Annotated in this window: 13 protein-coding genes; 3 read left to right on the plus strand and 10 right to left on the minus strand. The window is 71.6% G+C overall.

The genetic code is table 11. The features are described 5' to 3' along the window. Positions 1–148 precede the first annotated feature (148 nt). On the plus strand, positions 149–4,078 hold the full coding sequence (locus V2W30_RS19540; RefSeq protein WP_338698249.1) for a PAS domain-containing protein: 3,930 nt from the start codon (positions 149–151) through the stop codon (positions 4,076–4,078). A gap of 77 nt (positions 4,079–4,155) precedes the next feature. Here the strand turns inward: V2W30_RS19540 and V2W30_RS19545 are convergent, their stop codons facing one another. The 9 genes from V2W30_RS19545 to V2W30_RS19585 all read right to left on the minus strand — a co-directional run bounded on the left by V2W30_RS19545 (position 4,156) and on the right by V2W30_RS19585 (position 13,231). Beyond that, a complete protein-coding gene (locus V2W30_RS19545; protein WP_338698251.1) occupies positions 4,156–5,814 on the minus strand; it encodes a long-chain fatty acid--CoA ligase in 1,659 nt (552 codons plus the stop codon). Positions 5,815–5,935: 121 nt separating this feature from the next. After that, positions 5,936–6,508 carry a SigE family RNA polymerase sigma factor gene (locus tag V2W30_RS19550; RefSeq protein WP_338698252.1) on the minus strand — a complete coding sequence of 191 codons (573 nt, stop codon included), beginning with the start codon at positions 6,506–6,508 and terminating at the stop codon, positions 5,936–5,938. A 264-nt stretch (positions 6,509–6,772) separates the two neighbouring features. After that, positions 6,773–7,489, minus strand: a complete 717-nt coding sequence (locus tag V2W30_RS19555; protein ID WP_338698253.1) for a DUF1906 domain-containing protein — start codon at positions 7,487–7,489, stop codon at positions 6,773–6,775. A 219-nt stretch (positions 7,490–7,708) separates the two neighbouring features. After that, complete coding sequence (locus V2W30_RS19560) at positions 7,709–8,875, minus strand: lipid-transfer protein (protein WP_338698254.1); 1,167 nt, start codon at positions 8,873–8,875, stop codon at positions 7,709–7,711. Further along, positions 8,872–9,267, minus strand: a complete 396-nt coding sequence (locus V2W30_RS19565) for a MaoC family dehydratase (RefSeq protein ID WP_338698256.1) — start codon at positions 9,265–9,267, stop codon at positions 8,872–8,874. Before V2W30_RS19565 ends, V2W30_RS19560 begins: the two co-directional genes overlap by 4 nt. Continuing rightward, positions 9,264–10,532 (minus strand): acyl-CoA dehydrogenase family protein, encoded by a 1,269-nt coding sequence (locus V2W30_RS19570; protein WP_338698258.1) that lies wholly within the window; start codon positions 10,530–10,532, stop codon positions 9,264–9,266. The genes V2W30_RS19565 and V2W30_RS19570 overlap by 4 nt, the downstream gene beginning before the upstream one ends. Position 10,533: 1 nt before the next feature. Beyond that, positions 10,534–11,499: a bifunctional MaoC family dehydratase N-terminal/OB-fold nucleic acid binding domain-containing protein gene (locus tag V2W30_RS19575; RefSeq protein ID WP_338698259.1), complete on the minus strand. Its 966-nt coding sequence runs from the start codon at positions 11,497–11,499 to the stop codon at positions 10,534–10,536. Continuing rightward, on the minus strand, positions 11,496–12,704 hold the full coding sequence (locus V2W30_RS19580; RefSeq protein WP_338698260.1) for an acyl-CoA dehydrogenase family protein: 1,209 nt from the start codon (positions 12,702–12,704) through the stop codon (positions 11,496–11,498). The genes V2W30_RS19575 and V2W30_RS19580 overlap by 4 nt, the downstream gene beginning before the upstream one ends. A gap of 215 nt (positions 12,705–12,919) precedes the next feature. Beyond that, positions 12,920–13,231, minus strand: a complete 312-nt coding sequence (locus V2W30_RS19585; RefSeq protein ID WP_338698262.1) for a hypothetical protein — start codon at positions 13,229–13,231, stop codon at positions 12,920–12,922. Between the two features lie 372 nt (positions 13,232–13,603). Here V2W30_RS19585 and V2W30_RS19590 point away from each other — a divergent pair, with 372 nt between their 5' ends. After that, positions 13,604–14,506 carry a bifunctional DNA primase/polymerase gene (locus tag V2W30_RS19590; RefSeq protein WP_338698263.1) on the plus strand — a complete coding sequence of 301 codons (903 nt, stop codon included), beginning with the start codon at positions 13,604–13,606 and terminating at the stop codon, positions 14,504–14,506. Positions 14,507–15,314: 808 nt separating this feature from the next. On the opposite strand, the gene V2W30_RS19595 is transcribed toward V2W30_RS19590, so the two are convergent. After that, positions 15,315–15,872: a hypothetical protein gene (locus V2W30_RS19595; RefSeq protein ID WP_338698265.1), complete on the minus strand. Its 558-nt coding sequence runs from the start codon at positions 15,870–15,872 to the stop codon at positions 15,315–15,317. Between the two features lie 522 nt (positions 15,873–16,394). Here V2W30_RS19595 and V2W30_RS19600 point away from each other — a divergent pair. Beyond that, positions 16,395–17,663: a tyrosine-type recombinase/integrase gene (locus tag V2W30_RS19600; RefSeq protein ID WP_338698266.1), complete on the plus strand. Its 1,269-nt coding sequence runs from the start codon at positions 16,395–16,397 to the stop codon at positions 17,661–17,663. Positions 17,664–17,720 lie beyond the last annotated feature (57 nt).

The following is a 17,720-nucleotide window of genomic DNA, read 5'->3' on the forward strand; positions in this document are numbered from 1 at the left end:
CGTCACATCCTCTACGTGGGCTCCCTCTCATCCGGCGCCGCGCGCGCAACCTCTGCCCGTAGACTCCCTCCCGTGACACGTTGCGGGCCGCGCGGCAAGATGGCCTGCGCAGTCGGCAAGTTGCGGTAATCAGGGAGGAAGCGTCGTCGTGAGCAGCAGGCCATCCCGAGGCGCTGCTCGCCTCGCAGCCATACTCGATGCGCTCCCGGATGCATTGGTGCTGGTCAACACCAACGGGACCGTCGTCAACGCCAATTCCATCGCCCTCGAGGCCTTCGAGGCGCCGGGCACCGCGCTGGTGGGTCGTGGACTGCTCGATCTGCTGCCGGAGTTCGACTCCCGGCTGATCCCGGGCTCCATGCGCCGCCCCGACACCGTCACCGACGAGCGCGGGCGCACCAAGCCGACCCGGATGACGGCCCGCCGTACCGACGGCAGCGAGTTCCCCGTCGAGGTCACCTCCGCCAATCTCGCCGACGGCGCCCGCGAGGTCGTGGACCCGTACGCGACGCACGGCGGCCCGGGATACAGCGGCTCCGAGCTGCTCATGCTCGTCGTGCGCGACCTGTCGGGGACCGTCGACACCGAGGCCGAACTGGCCCGCTCGCAGCGGCAGACCGAGATGATCCTGCGGGCCGCCGCCGAAGGTGTGGTCGGTACCGACACCGACGGGCGGATCGTCCTGGTCAACCCGGCCGCCGCGCAGATCCTGGGCTTCCGCGCCAGCGACCTCGGCGGCCAGGAGCTGCACGCCCTCGTGCTGCACTCGCGCGCCGACGGCGAGCCGTTCCCGTACGAGGAGTCGCCGCTCGCCGACACCCTGCGCTCCGGGCGCAAGCACCGGGTGCGCGGGCAGGTCCTGTGGTCCAAGAGCGGCGAGCAGCTGCCCGTCGACATGACGACGGCGCCGGTGCGCGACGGGGACCAACTCGTCGGCGCCGTCATGACCTTCACCGACCGCAGGCCGTACGACAAGCTCGTCGCCGAGCACGCCGAGGAGATCGCCCGGCGCGACGAGGCCGCCGAGCGGGAGCGCGAGGAGCGCGCCGCCGAACTGGAGCGGGTGCGCGAGGAACTCACCGGTGAGCTCGCCGCGCTGCGCGAGCAGCACGCCGAGGAGCTGTCCGCCGAGCGGGAGCGGGGCGCCGCCTTCGCCGAGCGCGAGAAGGACCGTTACGAGGAGCTCGCCGCGCGCCACTCGCAGCTGCTCGCGGTGCTCGACCAGTCGCTGCGCGGCCCGCTCGACGAGCTGCGCCGTGAGCTCGGGCATCTCGCCGCCGACGACGCCGGTCAGTTGTGGCCCGAGGCCAACCAGGTCCTGCACCACCTGGCCGCCGGCTACTCACGGATGACGACCCTCGTCGACAACGTCCTGGCCTACCAGTTGCTCGATTCGGGCAGCGCGGATCTTTTCCGTACGAACGTGATGCTGGACGCCGTCGTCGCCGCCGGTGTCGACGGGGCCGTGGAGCTGATCGGGCCCGGCCGCGCCCAGTTCGCCGTGCACGCGCCGCCGATCGAGGCCGAGGTCGACGCGGGGCGGCTCGCCACCGCGCTCGCGCACCTGATCGCCGACGTCGCCGGGATCGACGCGACCGGGAACGCGCGCGCGGCCGTCGCGGGCGCCGGATACGTGGACTCGACGATCGTCGTGGCGGCGGCGCTGCGCGGCGAGAGCGTACGGATCGAGGTCCGCGGGCCCTACGCGGGCGGCGACCCGGTGCACGAGCCGATCGTGCGGGGCATCGTGCGGGCGCACGGCGGCGTGCTCCAGACGCATGAGGTGCCGGGCATGAGCGGCAGCGCGTACGTGCTCGACCTGCCGCTCGGGGGCGGCGCCGGGGCGGTCACGCCGCCCGCTCCCGCGGCCGTCGAGGTCCCTGAGCCCACCCCGAACCTTCCCGAGCAGGCGGGCGCGACCACCGGTGGCGGGCGTCGCCGGGCACGACGGGCGGCCGGGCCTTCGGTGGACTCGTTCCTGGAGAGCGGGCTGCCGGGCGGGACGGCCGCCGCGGCCACGTCCGGCTCCGGTGGTACGGGCCGGCGGCGCGGGCGCCGTGCGGCCGACGAGACCGGGGCCGTCCCCACGGACGCCCCCGCGCAGCCGCAGCTTCCGGCGGCCGCCACACCCGAAGGACCGTCCGGGGGCACCGGACGACGCCGGGCGCGCCCCACGGACAGCGGTCCGGCGGCCGAGGGCGCCGTGGTGACCGCGGCCGAACACGCGGCGGGATCGCCGGCGTCGGGCCTCGGCGGGACCGTGCCGCCGCAGGGCGTGCCCACGCCGACCGGGCGTCGCGCCAGGCGTGACGGCTCGGAGCAGGCGGCGCTGCCCGCGCTGCCGTCCGGGCCCGGTGCGGGCGAGAACGGCGCGTCGGGACACGGCGAGCTGGAGCTGGCCGGGGCCGGTGCCACCGGGCAGCCTTCGGGGCGGCGGGCGCGGCGCGCGCTCGGCACCGCGCAGGCGGCCGCGGCCACCGAAGACGCGGCGCCGCGCGAGGTGTTCGCGCTGCCGCCCGCGCAGAGCGACCGCACGCCGGTGACGCCCGAGACCCCGGCTCCGGCACCGGCCGAGGCGCCTGTGGCCCAGGAGATGCCGGTGGCCGGGCCGGTGGCCCAGGAGGCGCCCGTCGCGGCTGCCACCGAGCCCGTACCCGCGCCCCTTCCCGTACAGCAGGGCGTACAGCAAGCCGCCCCGGCGCAGACCGCGCCCGTCGACGACATCCAGGACGACGAGCAGCGGCACGACGCCGCCGGGCGGCACCCTGCCGAGGACCACACGCCTCCGCAGCCGCACCCGGCGCAGACCACGCCGCCGCAGGGCACCCCGACCGGGCCCGCGCGCCCGCTGCCGCCGGAGGGCGCGCCGCGACCGCGTGCCGCGCAGCCGCTGCCCGCGGAGGCGCCGCAGAGCCCGGCCGTCGACCCCGACTCCACCCAGGGCCGCGCCTTCAGCGTGCGGACGCTGGGCCAGGGCGTGCCGTTCGGGCGGCAGGTGACCGAGCCGCAGCGCAGGCCGCAGCCGCAGACGCCCGCGCGAGGCATCCCGCAGACGCCGTCCCAGCCCCAGCACCAGGAGGGGCAGACGCTCGGCGGTTCGGGGCGGCGGCGCAAGCTGTCCACCCGGCAGGAACAGCCCGACGGCACCGAGACCGCCGCGCAGACCCCGGCGCAGGGGACCACGACGGCCCGGCCGCACCCGCGGCTCACGGGCAGCACGTCGGAGGGCACCGGCCGCGCCTACGCGATCGGCGCGCCCGCCCGGGGCGCCGACGAGGGCCCCGAGCCGCTGGACGGTCCGGGCGGCGCGGTCGAGGTCGCCAACCGGCCGCAACCGCAGCCGATGGACGACGAGTTGCCCCCGGAGCCGCTGGACAACCCGCGCCGGCTCCTGGTGTGGCCCGCGCCCGACGTCACGACGCAGCAGGCGCTGAGCGACCGCGGCTACCGCCCGGTGACCGTCCACTCCCGCGAGGAGGTGGACGCGCAGATCGCGGCGTTCCCGGCCGCGCTGTTCGTGGACCCGCTGACCGGGCCGATCACCCGCACCGCGCTCCAGTCGCTGCGCCAGGCCGCCGTCGCGGCCGAGGTGCCGGTCCTGGTGACCGCAGGTCTGGGGCAGGCGACGCGCGAGGCGGCGTACGGGGCCGACCCGGCGGTGCTTCTGAAGGCGCTGGCGCCGCGCGACAGCGAGCAGCACCCGCCGCGCGTGCTCCTGATCGAGGAGCACGAGGAGATCGCGCTCGCCCTGACGGCGACGCTGGAGCGGCGCGGGATGCAGGTCGCGCGGGCCGCGAGCGACGCGGAAGCGGTGACGGCAGCGGCGCAGACGCGACCGAACCTGGTCGTCATGGATCTGCTCCAGGTGCGCCGCCGCCGTGCGGGGATCATCGACTGGCTGCGGGCGAACGGGCAGTTGAACCGCACCCCGCTCGTCGTCTACACCGCCGCCGTCGACCACGACGACCTGCCGCGGCTCGCCGCGGGGGAGACGGTGCTGTTCCTCGCGGAGCGCTCGACGAGCAACGAGGTGCAGAGCCGGATCGTGGACCTGCTGGCGAAGATCGGCACCAACTGATCCGTACCGACCACGAAACAGGGGCGGCCCGTTCGGGCCGCCCCTGTTTCACGTGAAACCGTCGCACCGCACAGCGGTCAGAGCTTCGTGACGTCCAGCTCTCCGTCCGCGTACTGCCTGCGCAGCACCTTCTTGTCGAACTTGCCGACGCTCGTCTTCGGGACCGACTCGATGATCGTCCAGCGCTCCGGCAGCTGCCACTTGGCGATCTTCTCGGCGAGGAAGGACCGCAGGGACGCGAAGTCCGCGCTCGCGCCCTCCTTCAACACCACGGTGGCGAGCGGGCGTTCGCCCCACTTCTCGTCGGGGACGGCGACGACGGCGGCCTCGGCGACGTCCGGGTGGGACATCAGGGCGTTCTCCAGGTCGACGCTGGAGATCCACTCGCCGCCGGACTTGATGACGTCCTTGGCGCGGTCGGTGAGGGTGAGGAAGCCGTCGGGGCTGATCGTGCCGACGTCGCCGGTCTTCAGCCAGCCGTCCTCGCTGAACTTGTCGGCGGGGCGCAGCGGCTCGGCGTCCGCGCCGCCGCCTCCGTAGTACGCGCCCGCGATCCAGGGGCCGCGCACCTCCAGCTCGCCCGCGGACTCGCCGTCCCAGGGCAGGTAATCGCCGCCGGGGCCGCTGAGCCGGGCCTCGACACCGGCCGGGAAGCGGCCCTGCGTGAGCCGGTACGCGAACTCCTCGTCGCTGCCCGGCTCGACGCCGGCCGGGGGCCGGGAGACCGTGCCGAGCGGGGACGTCTCGGTCATGCCCCAGGCGTGGCAGACACGCATGCCGAGGTCGTCGAAGGCCTTCATGAGAGAGGGCGGGCAGGCTGAGCCACCGATGGTGACCTGGGTGACGCAGGAGACGTCGCGGGGCTTCGCCGTGAGCTCGGCGAGCAGACCCTGCCAGATGGTGGGGACGGCGGCGGCGTGCGTGGGCCGCTCCGACTCGATCATCTCGGCGAGCGGCGCGGGCTGGAGGAAGCGGTCCGGCATCAGCATGTTCACGCCGGTCATGAACGTGGCGTGCGGCAGGCCCCAGGCGTTCACATGGAACTGCGGGACGACGACCAGCGAGGTGTCGGCGTCGGTGAGCCCCATCGACTGGGTCATGTTGACCTGCATCGAGTGCAGGTAGATGGAGCGGTGGGAGTAGACGACGCCCTTGGGGTCGCCGGTGGTGCCGGAGGTGTAACACATGGCCGCGGCCTGGCGCTCGTCCAGCTCCGGCCAGTCGTACGTGGTCGGCTTGCCGGCGATGAGCTCCTCGTACTCGTGCACCTGCTGAGCGGCGCCGTCGAGCAGGGAACGGTCGCCGGGACCGGAGACGACGAGGTGCTCGACCGTGCCCAGCGCGGGCAGCAGCGGCGCGAGGAGCGGCAGCAGCGAGCCGTTCACGATGATCACGCGGTCGGCCGCGTGGTTCACGATCCACGTCAGCTGGTCCGCGGGGAGGCGGAGGTTGAGGGTGTGCAGGACGGCACCCATGGACGGCGCGGCGTAGTAGGCCTCGACGTGCTCGGCGTTGTTCCACATCAAAGTGGCGACCCGGTCGTCGCCGCTGACGCCCAGGTCGTCGCGGAGCGCGTGGGCGAGCTGGGCCGCGCGGGCTCCCGCCTCGGCGAACGTACGGCGGTGCGGTTCGCCCTCACCCGTCCACGTGATGATCTTCGAGGTGCCGTGGACACGCATCCCGTGGTTCAGGATGCGGGTGACTGTCAGCGGTACGTCCTGCATCGTGCTCAGCACGGCGTCCTCCCGGTGGGCGCTACGGAGCAGTAGGGTTGCGCCGATTCTCACCGCATACCGATCGGTATGTCACTACTCCCGGGAATGATCGATCAGACGGTTCCCTGCTCGGGCACCCCGCTCAGCTGCGGACGGGCCGCAGCTCCGGGTCCTCGCGCAGCTTCCCCAGCGCCCGCGACACGGCGCTCTTGACGGTGCCGATGGACACGCCGAGCACCTCGGCCGTCTGGGCCTCGCTCAGGTCCTCGTAGTACCGCAGGACGACCATCGCGCGCTGCCGCGCGGGCAGCTTCGTGATGGCGCGCCACATCGCGTCGTGCAGCGCCTGCTGCTCGGCCGGGTCCCCGGCGGGCAGCACGTTCGGCTCGGGCAGCTCGTCGCAGACGAACTCGTCGACCTTGCGCTTGCGCCACTGCGAGGTCCGTGTGTTCAGCAGGGCCCTGCGCACATAGCCGTCGAGCGCACGGTGGTCCTCGATCCTGTCCCACGCGACATACGTCTTGGTGAGCGCGGTCTGGAGGAGGTCCTCGGCATCGCACGGGTTCGCGGTCAGCGACCGGGCGGTGCGCAGCAGCACGGGCTGGCGGGCGCGGACGTACGACGCGAACGACGGGTACGCCGATGACGCGGCGGACGCGGCACGCACGGCGGGCTCCGATGCGCCGGTGCGGACAGACGCCAGGGTTGCGGTCATGGCTCCACGCTATGAGCGCCCCCTACCACCGCGGATCGGCCGGAGGTCCTGAAGCGGCGTCCGCCTCAGGTTGTACGCGGGGTGGTAGCCCCACCTCCTGAAGGTGGAGGAGGGGATGAGGGCCCCTGAGGGTTCGGCCCCGAGAAGGGGACCCGGACCTGCGGTGCGGCGGCCCGGTCCCGGCGCTCGGCGCTCGGCGCTCGGAGCCCCCGCTTCCCGGGCCCCGGCGCCCCGTCCCCGAAGGCCACTGCCCGGGGCCCGGGTTCAGCCGATCCGGGCGACGGGCGCGTGCACCAGGTTCCGGTCGACGACGAGGGTACGGCCGCCGTGCCGCTCCTTCACGTTCCCCGCGTACTGGTGGATCCGGCGCTGTGGGTGCCAGACGTGCCCCTCCAGGGCGCGCTCCCGGTACAGATGGGGCCGGGTGTGCCAGCGCGCGAACCAGATGACCGACGGCAGGTCCCGCACCCCCGCCCGCCGGGCCTCCGCCATGTGCCGCACGCCCGAGTCGGCGCTGCTGTAGAACCCGGGGACGTACCCCCGCCTGCGCACCTCCCTGTCCCACGCCCGCACGAAGGACAGCGTGGTCCGGGCGCAGGCCCGCTTGCGGAAGGTGTAGGCCTCCATGTCGAGGTAGAGCGGGCTCGGGCCCCGGATGCCGAGCTTCTTGGCGCGCCGCACCGCGTCCCGGCCCTCGCGCACGCCCTGGCGCCACGGGTGCCGCCCGATGCGCACGCCCCTCTTGTGCCGCGCGGTGACGCAGGGCGCCTGCGAGCCGACGTACACCGGGAGCACCCGCCATCCCATGCGGTCGACCGCCCGCATCCAGCCGCGGGTCAGTCCGGGCTGGGCGCGGCAGGCCCGGCCGCGGCCCCCGTAGTAGACGCCCACCGCCCGGTAGTCGGAGTCGCGCCAGCGGCGCATGATGTCCCGCGACGGCGCCTGGCAGACGTCGAACGCCTTGCCGTGGAAGGTGCGCACCTCGGCCCCCACGGTGCGGCGGCCGCGCCACGGACGGCCCCCGCCGATCCCGCCGCCCCCGCCGCCTCCGTCGGCGCCCGCGCCGGGCGGTCCGCCGCCGAGGTCGGCAGGACGCCCACCCCGAGCAGGAGCGACACAAGTCCCATGATCATCTTTTGTCGGCGCATGGGCCGAGTGAAGGGGCCCGCGTCGTCGCCGGGCCGCGGACACGCTTCCGGTTCAGCCGTCCGACCCCAGAATCAGACCCGATGTGGGGACTCCGGTGCCCGCGGTGACCAGGGCCGTGGCCGCGCCGGGCAGCTGGTTCACGGCCGTGCCCCGCACCTGGCGCACCGCCTCCGCTATGCCGTTCATCCCGTGCAGATACGCCTCCCCGAGCTGCCCGCCGTGCGTGTTGACGGGCAGCCGCTCCTCGGCGACGAAGCCGGCCGCTTCACCGGGCGCGCAGAACCCGAACTCCTCCAGCTGCATCAGCACGAACGGCGTGAAGTGGTCGTAGAGGATGCCGACGTCGATGTCCCCTGGACCGATCCCGGCCGTGCGCCACAACTGCCGTGCCACGACGCTCATCTCGGGCAGACCGGTCAGGTCGTCCCGGTAGAAGCTGGTCATCTGCTCCTGCGCGCGGCCCGCGCCCTGGGCCGCCGCCACGATCACGGCGGGCGGCCGCGCCAGATCGCGGGCCCGCTCGACGCTGGTGACGACGATCGCCTGACCCCCGTCCGTCTCCTGGCAGCAGTCGAGCAGCCGCAGCGGTTCGACGATCCAGCGCGAGGCGGCGTGGTCGGCGAGCGTGATCGGCTTCTCGTAGAAGTACGCGGCCGGGTTGGTCGCCGCGTACTTGCGGTCGACCACCGCGACGTGACCGAACGCCTCGGGGGTCAGCCCGTACGTGTGCAGATAGCGCTGCGCCGCCATCGCCACCCAGGACGCGGGGGTGAGCAGCCCGAACGGCAGGTTCCAGCCGAGGGCCGCGCCCTCCGCCGACGGCTCCCGCCGCTGCACACCCGACCCGAAGCGCCGCCCCGACCGCTCGTTGAACGCCCGGTAGCAGACGACCACTTCGGCGACACCGCTCGCCACCGCGAGGGCCGCCTGCTGCACGGTGCCGCAGGCCGCGCCGCCCCCGTAGTGCACCCGCGAGAAGAAGGAGAGCTCCCCGATGCCCGCCGCCTGCGCCACGGTGATCTCCGGGTTGGTGTCCATCGTGAACGTGACCATGCCGTCCACGTCGGCGGGGGCGAGGCCCGCGTCGTCGAGCGCCGCGTGCACCGCCTCCACCGCGAGCTTCAGCTCACTGCGCCCGGAGTCCTTGGAGAACTCGGTGGCGCCGATCCCGGCGATGGCCGCGCGGCCGCCGAGCGAGTCCCTGGTTCGTACGCTCATGACGGGCTCCCCTGGGGGACGGTGACCGTGACCGTGCCGGTGACGTGGTTGCCGATGCCGTTCCTGCCGGTGATGCGTATCCGGGCCGTGTCCCCGTCCACCTCGGCGATCTGTCCGCTCAACACCATGGTGTCTCCCGGATAGTTGGGCGCACCGAGCCGTATCGCGACCTTGCGGAGCGTCGCGGTGGGGCCGAAGTGATCGGTGACGTAGCGCCCCACCAGGCCGTTCGTCGTCAGGATGTTCATGAAGATGTCCGGCGAGCCCTTCTGCCGGGCGAGCTCCGCGTCATGGTGCACGTCCTGGTAGTCGCGCGAGGCGATCGCTCCGGCGACGATCAGGGTCCGGGTGATCGGGATCTCCAGCGGCGGCAGTTCCTCGCCCGTCTTCATGCGACCTCGCCTCCCACAGGCACGTCTTCTCTCGCGGCGACCAACTCACCCAGCTCTTGCAGGAGTTCGGGCCCGCACCCCAGATATCCGTCGAGCTGCCGACCCCACAGGAAGTGACGGTGCACCGGATGGTCCAGGTCGGCGCCCATGCCGCCGTGCAGATGCTGGCCGGTGTGCACGACGCGCTTGCCCGCCTCGGCCGCCCACCAGGCCGCGGTCAGCGCGTGGCTCTCGTACGCGAGTCCCTCGTCCCGCCGCCAGGCCGCCTCGTAGGCGGTGACCCGGATCGCCTCGACGTCCATGTGCGCCTCCGCCGCGCGGAGTTGGACGCCCTGCTTGACCGCGAGGGGCCGACCGAACTGCTCCCGCTCGTTCGTGTACGCCACCGCCCTGGCCAGCGACCCCGCACCGACCCCGGCCTGGAGTCCGGCGAACGCGGTCCGCGCCGCCGCGAGCACCTCCGTGTACGCCCGCGGGCCCCCGATCCGCTCGGCCGGCGTGCCGTCGAGCACGAGCCGCCCCGCCGACCAGGGCGCGGTGAGCTCGACCGGCTCGCACCGGATGTCGTCCGCGCGCGCCATCCACAGGCTGTGGGCAACTTTTCGCGCCCCCGCACCCGGCTCACGCACGGCATCTCCCCCAACCGGCTCGCCCACCGCGCCCGGCTCCCCAACCCGCTCACGCACGACCACCGGCCCCGCACCCGGCTCACGCACCGCCACCAGTACGTGCGTCGCGTCCCGCAGCCACGGCACCCACGGCACGACTCCGGTCAGCCGCGCCCTGCCGCCCCCGCTGCCCTCACCGTCCCCACCATCCCCACCGCCATCGCCGACCCCGCCATCCCCACCGGCATCCCCACCGGCATCGCCATCCCCACCATGCTCACCGTGGGCCACCGCGATCCCACCGCGCGCGGGAAACGCCCCCGCCGCCACGGCCGAGCCGTCCCGCAACCCCGGCAGCAGCCGCTCCCGCTGCTCGGCGTCACCGTGCGCGGCCACCGCGAGCAGCCCGAACACACAGCTCGCCGCGAACGGCACCTGGGCCGTCGTCCTGCCCTGCTCCTCCAGCATCAGGACGAGCCCGAGCAGTCCCGTCTCCTCCACGGCGCCGATCAGGCCCGCGCCGCCCAGCGCCTTCCACAGCTCGCCGTCCGTGCCGCCGTCGAGCCGCGCGAGCCGCTCCGGTGTGGACAGGTCGCCGAAGATCCGCGCGGCCAGGTCCCGTACCGCCTCCTGCTCCGGGGTGGGGGTGAAGTCCATGTCACGCCTCACCGCCCTCGACGGCGCGGAACACGGGCAGCTCCAACTCGTCGTCCACGCGCAGGAATTCGAGCCGCACCGGCATCCCGATGCGCACCTTGTCGTACGGCACCCCGACGACGTTGCTCACGATCCGCACCCCCTCGGCCAGCTCCACCAGCCCGACCGCGTAGGGCGGGTCGAAGGCGGGGAAGGGCGGGTGGTGCATGACCACGTACGAGAAGACCGTGCCCAGGCCGCTCGCCTCGACGGCGTCCCACTCCTGCCCCCCGCACGCGTTGCACCCCGGCAGCCACGGGAAGCGGGGGGTCTCGCAGGTCCGGCAGCGCTGGATGAGCAGCCGGTGCTCCGCGACGCCCTCCCAGAACCCCGCGTTGTCCCGGTTCACGACGGGCCGCGGCCGCAGCTTCCTCTCGGCGCCGGCCACGGCGGAACCGGCCGTCGCCGTACGCGAACCAGCCCTCCCCGCGGGCGCGTACTTGAGGATCCGGAACCGATGCGTCCCGGCGAGCTCGCCGTTCGCCCGGACGTCCATCCGGGTCGTGACGAAGTGCCCCGTCCCCAGCTTCGTCGTCTTCAGCGGGGAGACCGACTCGATCACCGAGTCGTACGTGATCTCGTCCCCGGGCCGCAGCGGCCGCAGATACTCCTGCTCGCAGTCGGTCGCGACGACCGAGGTGTATCCCGCCCCGTCGAGCAGCGCGAACAGCTCGTCGTGGGCGGGGGAGCGCCCCTCGTACCCCGACAGGCCGCCCATCGTCCAGGCCTGCAACATGGTCGGCGGCGCTATGGCGTCCGGCCCCTGGTAGGCCGGACCGGTGTCGCCCATGGCCTCGCACCAGTGCCGGATCATCGGCGCGTTCACCGGGTCCTTGCCCGGACTCGCGGTGGCGGCGACGCGCCCCTCGAACCCCCGCAACTCCTCGTACGACAGCTCCCCCTGCCGCGCCGACGACACCACGCTCATCGCCTCCCCCGCTTCATCCCGAGCCGCATGGTGGCCACGATCTCCCGCTGCACCTCGCTCACCCCGCCCCCGAACGTGTTGATCTGCGCCGCCCGGTTCATCCGCTCCAACTCGCCGTCCCCCACGGCGCTCCCCCCGTCGTCCCCGTCACCCGTCCCCCCGAACGCCCCCGGCGATCCGGCCCGCACCCATCCAGCATCGCCCGCGATCCGCTGACACATGCGATACGTCTCGATCGCCGATTCCGTTCCCGCGAACTTCACGCCGCTGGCGTCCCCCGGGGCCAGTCGGCCGGCCCCCACGTCCTGGACCAGACGCCAGTTGAGCAGGCGCGTCGCCGCCAGCCGGGCATGCACCTCGGCCAGCTGAGAACGGACCCAAGTCGAGTCAACGCGGCGCTCGCCCGTCACCGGATCGGGGGTACGGGCGGCGGCGAGCACCCGCGCGTAGAAGTCCTCGGCCTGCATCCCGATCGCGGCGAGCGCGACCCGCTCGTGATTGAGCTGGTTGGTGATCAGACCCCAGCCGCCGTGCTCCTCCCCGACCAGGTTCGAGCCGGGCACGCGGATCCCGTCGTAGTACGTGGCCGTCGTGGTGAGCCCGCCGACGGTCTCGATCGGCGTCCACGAGAACCCGGGGGCGTCGGTCGGCACGAGGATGATCGAGATGCCCTGGTGCTTGGGCGCGTCCGGGTCGGTACGGCAGGCGAGCCAGATCCAGTCGGCGTTCTGGGCGTTGGACGTGAAGACCTTCTGGCCGTCGACGACCCAGTCGCCGCTCGCGCCGTCCCGCACCGCGCGCGTGCGCAGCGCGGCGAGGTCGGTACCGGCGGACGGCTCGCTGTAGCCGATGGCGAAGACGAGATCGCCGCTGAGGATGCGGGGCAGGAAGAAGGCCTTCTGCTCCTCGCTCCCGTACTTCATCAACGTAGGACCGACGGTGTTGAGCGTGACCATGGAGACCGGTGCGCCCGCGCGGTACGCCTCGTCGAAGAAGACGAACTGCTCGTCGGCGCCGCGCCCCTGGCCGCCGTACTCGACGGGCCAGCCGAGCCCGAGGAGCCCTTCCGCGCCGAGCCTGCGCAGCACCGCGCGCTGACCGGCGACGTCGTCGCTCGCGGGCGGCCCGTCCGGCATCAACGTACGGAAACGCGCGCGCAGTCGGGCACGGAGCTCGCGCTGGCGCGCGGTGGGGGCGAGGTGCACGGCGACGACCTCCCGGACGGACCGCGTACGAGGTCGGCTCGTACGCCCAAGGGTTTCTGACTGTCCGTCAGATACTGTTGGGTGTCAAGAGATCGACCGCACCGCGCGCGGCCGGCCGGGCGGCCGCGGACACGCCTGCGCGGCGGCGCCGAAGCGCCGCCGCGCGGACGGTCACACACCCCACGGAAGTCCCCCGCCGGGCGAGGGTGCCAGGGCTACCAGAGCTCGGTGAAGTTCACCTGGATGTTCGAGTTCCCCTGCTCGATGGCGGTGAACGCGGAACCGTTCACCTGAGCCGTGTTGTTCTGGTTCGAGGCGCCGTTGCCCACGGCCTGCTGCTGCGTGGTGGACGAGTTGCCGTTGTTGTCGTGCCCGACGCCGCTGCCGCTGACCGTCGCCACACCCGCGTTCGATCCGTTGTCCGCGAACGAGCCATTGTCGGCCATCGCCACCCCGGAGAAGAGAGCGGCGGCGAGGGGCAGGGCGGAGACGGCGGCGATGACGCGGGCGGTACGGATGGAAGCCATGTCTGTTCCTCCAGAAGGAAGTACGCACCGGGTGACCGGACGGGGGGTCCGGCGCCCCGGGGAATTACGGGTAGTTCCAAGGCAGTTGGCCGACCGCCTCGGTGATGTTCACGACGTCGCGAGACCAGAGTTGCCCACCGAATCCCCGGCGAACCACCCCGGAAGCTCCCATTCCCTCGCAAGCGTGAGGACAAGTCGATAAACCTGCTTCACGCCCACAAACCCCCAGCTCAGCCGTGAGTGCGCCACTTGCGGACGATCACCGTCCGGTCCCCCCACGGGATGAAGCGTTTCGGCACATTTTTGGTAAATAGCCTCCTCGTACGGACCACCCCCCTTCCCTCTTTCGAACACTCGTACGAACATAGGGGTATGGCCACCACCGACCGGCACCCGCCCTTCTCCGTCCCCGCCGCGTCCTCCGCGGCCCTGACGACCCTGGCCCTCGCGCACGCGCTGTCCGCCGCGGAACGCGGGCTCGCGGTCATCCCGCTCTCCCGCACGAAGCTCCCCGCGCTGCCGTCCCCCCACCGCGACGACCCTCCCTGGAAGCCGCGCTGCCACGGCGAGTGCGGGCTTCCCGGCCATGGCGTGTACGACGCGACGACCGATCCGCGCCGCATCCGCGCACTGTTCGCCGCCGCGCCCCGGGCGACCGGCTACGGCATCGCGTGCGGCCTGCCCCCGCACCACCTGATCGGCGTCGACCTCGACACCAAGTCCGGTACGGATTCCTCCGCTTCACTGCGTGAGCTGGCCTTACGGCACCTCTTCACCATCCCGGAGACCGTGGTCGTGGCCACCCCCAGCGGCGGCCGCCATCTGTGGCTCTCCGGTCCGCCCGACGTGGTGGTGCCCAACTCGGCGGGCCGTCTCGCCCCCGGCATCGACATCCGCGGCGCCGGCGGCTACCTGGTGGGCCCCGGCTCCCGCACCGAGCACGGCGTCTACAGCACGGTCCCCGGCACCGCCCACCTGCCGCCCGCGCCGTGCCCCCCGGCGCTTCTGCGCCTGCTCACGCCCCCACCGCGCACGCACCATCCCACGCCCGGACCGCCCGGCCACCACGGCGCGGGCCTCGTCCAGTTCGTCCTGGGCGCCCACGAGGGCCAGCGCAACACCCGCCTCTTCTGGGCGGCCTGCCGCGCCTACGAGAGCGGCCTCGGCGACACCCTCGCCGACGCCCTGACCGACGCGGCGGTCCGCACGGGCCTGACGGAACGCGAGGCCCGCTCGACGATCGCCTCGGCGGCCCGCCTCACGACGGGCGGCTGACTCCCGCCGCCCCGGCACGGCGAAGGCCCCCGACCGATTCCCGGTCGGGGGCCTTCAACCTGCTGCGGTGGGTGTGGGATTTGAACCCACGGTGACTCGCGCCACGACGGTTTTCACGACCGGCGAGGAGGCCGTGCGTATGCGCAGGTCAGGGGAGGAAGCGACCACTCAGTGACGCCTTCTGGCCCACACGCCGGGAATCAGGGCTCCTCAAACAGCTTCGGCTTCGCATGACCTCGGCGTAGCCCGTGGTGCCGGCGTCCTTGGAATGGAACGATTCTCGGCTAATGCACACCCCGGGCTGAGCCCTAACCTTCGCTTTGCGGTGGATCGCCACGTCCTATGGTCATGGACCAATGCACCCCTGAGGGGGCCGCCACCGTGACCTTTCCGCTCTTTTCTGCTCCTGGCACGTTGAGCATGTTGTAGGTGGTTTTCACTTCCCCGTCTGCGCATACAAGGGGGAAACTAGTGTGCCTCGTGGTGACCGCTACCTTCAGCGTTCCCGCGCCTTGACATCGTACGGCGACAATGAGGGCATCACCCTTTTTTCCGCTGGAAAATGGAAAGGTTTTGTTTCCCTGGGTCTCGCCACGGCGAGCGGCGAATGACTCGCCCCGATCCAATTCTGGTGGGACGCTAACAGGGGGGCCGGTAGGCGTTTCAGCTTTCGGCTCGCCGGGAGTGGCCGTCTCACTGGATTTTGAAGGCGTACGGCTAGTGCTGGAATGATCTGACGAGCACGCGGTGGCCATTGGCAGAGAGGCTGCAACGATGAGGCTGACTCCCGCGAGAGCCTTTCGGGGCATTATGCCTTCGCCTCCCATACATACCAGCTAATTTCATGAGGCGAATAAAGAGTCGCGTTGTGCTTTACGCCCTTGGTGCAGTTTGCGTAATGATACTGGCTGTAACCGGCCGTCTTCAAGCGGTACACCCCGCACCGGGCATTTGTTGTGGTGTGGGGCGGAGTGTCAATCGTGTACGTATTTCCGATCTTGGCGGTAAGGCTGACGGAGAGATTGACGCTGTACTCCGTCTCGATCTCGGCAACCGCTATGGATGCCTTGGTCTTTAGCTTGCCACTGACGCCAACCGTGACAGTCCCAGTCGCTTCAGAGGTGAATGACGACTTGCCGGTGCGCGATGTGGCGTTGGTGTTCACCTGCGTAGCACCTACACCCTTGCGGTAGTCCTTGTACTTTGCTGTGGACTCCCAAAAATAGTCGTCCTCGCACGCCTCCTTGGGCGGAACCTCTGGGGCCTTCGGCGGCGCTTCTGTGGGCACCTGGTCCGCCTCGCTGGCCCCCGCCTCATCGAGGTCCGCCTCCTCAGGCTCCGCCGGAGGTGCCGTCTCGACAATCACTGGCTCCGGCGTACCGTCCGCGGAAAATGCTGGCCGGCCGTAGCCAGTGCGGCTATTGCAGTAATTGGCGCAAGCAGCAGTGCAGCCGATCGTGTGATGCGCATTAAATTCCCCCTGTTGGTCGGGCGTGGGGGGGTGCCCGAAGCGATCCCCCGGTCGCGGTTGCTGATCCTGTAGCGATATTCACCAAGAAGCAAGATCTCTTGGAATTCCTTGAGGGGAACGTGAGGTTCCAGATTTCGTCTAGGCGGTTCGGTGGCTTTTCCATTCTGGGGCTGCGGCGAGATGAAGGGGCGACGGTGGCCTGCGCGATCGCAATGATGCAGCGTCGCGCCCCGGGGGCAACCGGCTGGCGGGCTCCGCCTACAGATTGGAAGAACCTCAGGGGTCCGAACTTTCGTCGACCTATCTACGTGACAGTCGGCGACTGTGAGCTCTGGTGGCGCGTCGGCGAGCGTCCGCACTCCCGGAGCTTCAAGCTCAAGCCGCAAGCCGCAAGCCGACGGACGTCGAGCAGAGCTGATGACCGCGCTCCGCGAGCACCAGCAATTCGACGAGGAGACAGGTCTCCCGGCAGCCGAGTTGATGGCACGTACGTCCCCCACGTGGTTCGAGCACGCCACCGAGTACGTACTCATGAAGTGGCCCCGCGCCGCCGCGAAGCACCGAGCGAGCATCGCGGAATCGCTCGCCGTAGTGACCCCCACGCTTGTCACCAGCAAGCGGGGTTTTCCCCAACCCGCCGTACTCCGCGCGGCGTTGTACCAATGGGCCTTCCGCGCCATGCGGGGAACTGAAGGAACTTGGGTCCCGCGGCACCTCGCCGAGGAACCGCCGGCCGAAATACGGGCCGCGCTCGACTGGATCGCCGAGAACTCGCGCAAGGTCAAAGACCTCGAAGACCCCGCGCTCCTCCGGCCCGGCCTTGAAGCTCTCGCCCTTCGACTGGACGGCAAGGACGCTGCCGAGAACACCGTGAGGCGAAAGCGCATGGTGCTGAGCAACTTGCTCCGCTACACCGTGGACGAGAAGGGGCTCCTCGGAGCGAACCCGCTGCTCCGCATCGACTGGACTCCGCCCGAGACCGATGCCGAGATCGATTTCCGGTTCGTGCCCGGCCCTTCTCAGGCACGCGCTCTCCTTGGAGCCGTCCGCGACCACAGCGCGCGCGGCGCGCATCTGCATGCGTTCTTCGGGTGCCTCTACTACGCGGCGATGCGCCCTGGCGAGATCGTCGCTCTCAAGCGGTCGGACTGCGTCCTGCCTCCCAACTCTCCCGACAGCGTGGACGAGTGGGGGGAGCTGCTGCTGGGTGAGAGCCGCCCGGAAGTCGGCAGGGGCTGGACGGACGAGGGCACGGCCTATGAGAAGCGCGGTCTCAAGCACCGCCGGAGTGGTGCCACGCGCACCGTCCCCATTCCGCCCGTGCTCGTTCACCTGCTCCGCGAGCACATCGCCCGATACGGCATCGCAGAGGACGGCCGGCTCTTCCATGCCTCCCGGGGTGGCCGTGTCGCGTCCACTGAGTACTGCTTCATCTGGGACAGAGCGCGGGAGGCCGTGCTCACCGAAGCTGAGGTCGAGTCCCCCCTGGCCGAGGTTCCCTACTCCCTGCGGCACGCTTGCGTGTCCCTCTGGATCAAATCCGGGGTCGACCCTGCGGAGGTCGCCGCGCGCGCCGGCCACAGCATCGCTGTGCTGTACCGCTTCTACGCAAAGATCCTGAAGGGCGGTCAGCAGCGTTCCAACAACCTGATCGCCCGCGCGCTCGACGAGGACGAAGCGCCCTGATCCTGGCCCACAGATGGCCCATACGTACTGGTCAACGGTGGGATACCGGCGAGAAAG

Origin of the sequence: Streptomyces sp. Q6 (assembly GCF_036967205.1) — a bacterium.
GTDB classification, from domain to species: domain Bacteria; phylum Actinomycetota; class Actinomycetes; order Streptomycetales; family Streptomycetaceae; genus Streptomyces; species Streptomyces citrinus.

Coding starts and splice junctions, on each gene's coding strand:
- V2W30_RS19600 (WP_338698266.1), top strand. CDS start 16,395: ATGACCGCGCTCCGCGAGCACCAGCAATTCGACGAGGAGACAGGTCTC.
- V2W30_RS19570 (WP_338698258.1), bottom strand. CDS start 10,532: ATGGACTTCACCCCCACCCCGGAGCAGGAGGCGGTACGGGACCTGGCC.
- V2W30_RS19575 (WP_338698259.1), bottom strand. CDS start 11,499: ATGAGCGTGGTGTCGTCGGCGCGGCAGGGGGAGCTGTCGTACGAGGAG.
- V2W30_RS19550 (WP_338698252.1), bottom strand. CDS start 6,508: ATGACCGCAACCCTGGCGTCTGTCCGCACCGGCGCATCGGAGCCCGCC.
- V2W30_RS19590 (WP_338698263.1), top strand. CDS start 13,604: ATGGCCACCACCGACCGGCACCCGCCCTTCTCCGTCCCCGCCGCGTCC.
- V2W30_RS19565 (WP_338698256.1), bottom strand. CDS start 9,267: ATGAAGACGGGCGAGGAACTGCCGCCGCTGGAGATCCCGATCACCCGG.
- V2W30_RS19585 (WP_338698262.1), bottom strand. CDS start 13,231: ATGGCTTCCATCCGTACCGCCCGCGTCATCGCCGCCGTCTCCGCCCTG.
- V2W30_RS19560 (WP_338698254.1), bottom strand. CDS start 8,875: ATGAGCGTACGAACCAGGGACTCGCTCGGCGGCCGCGCGGCCATCGCC.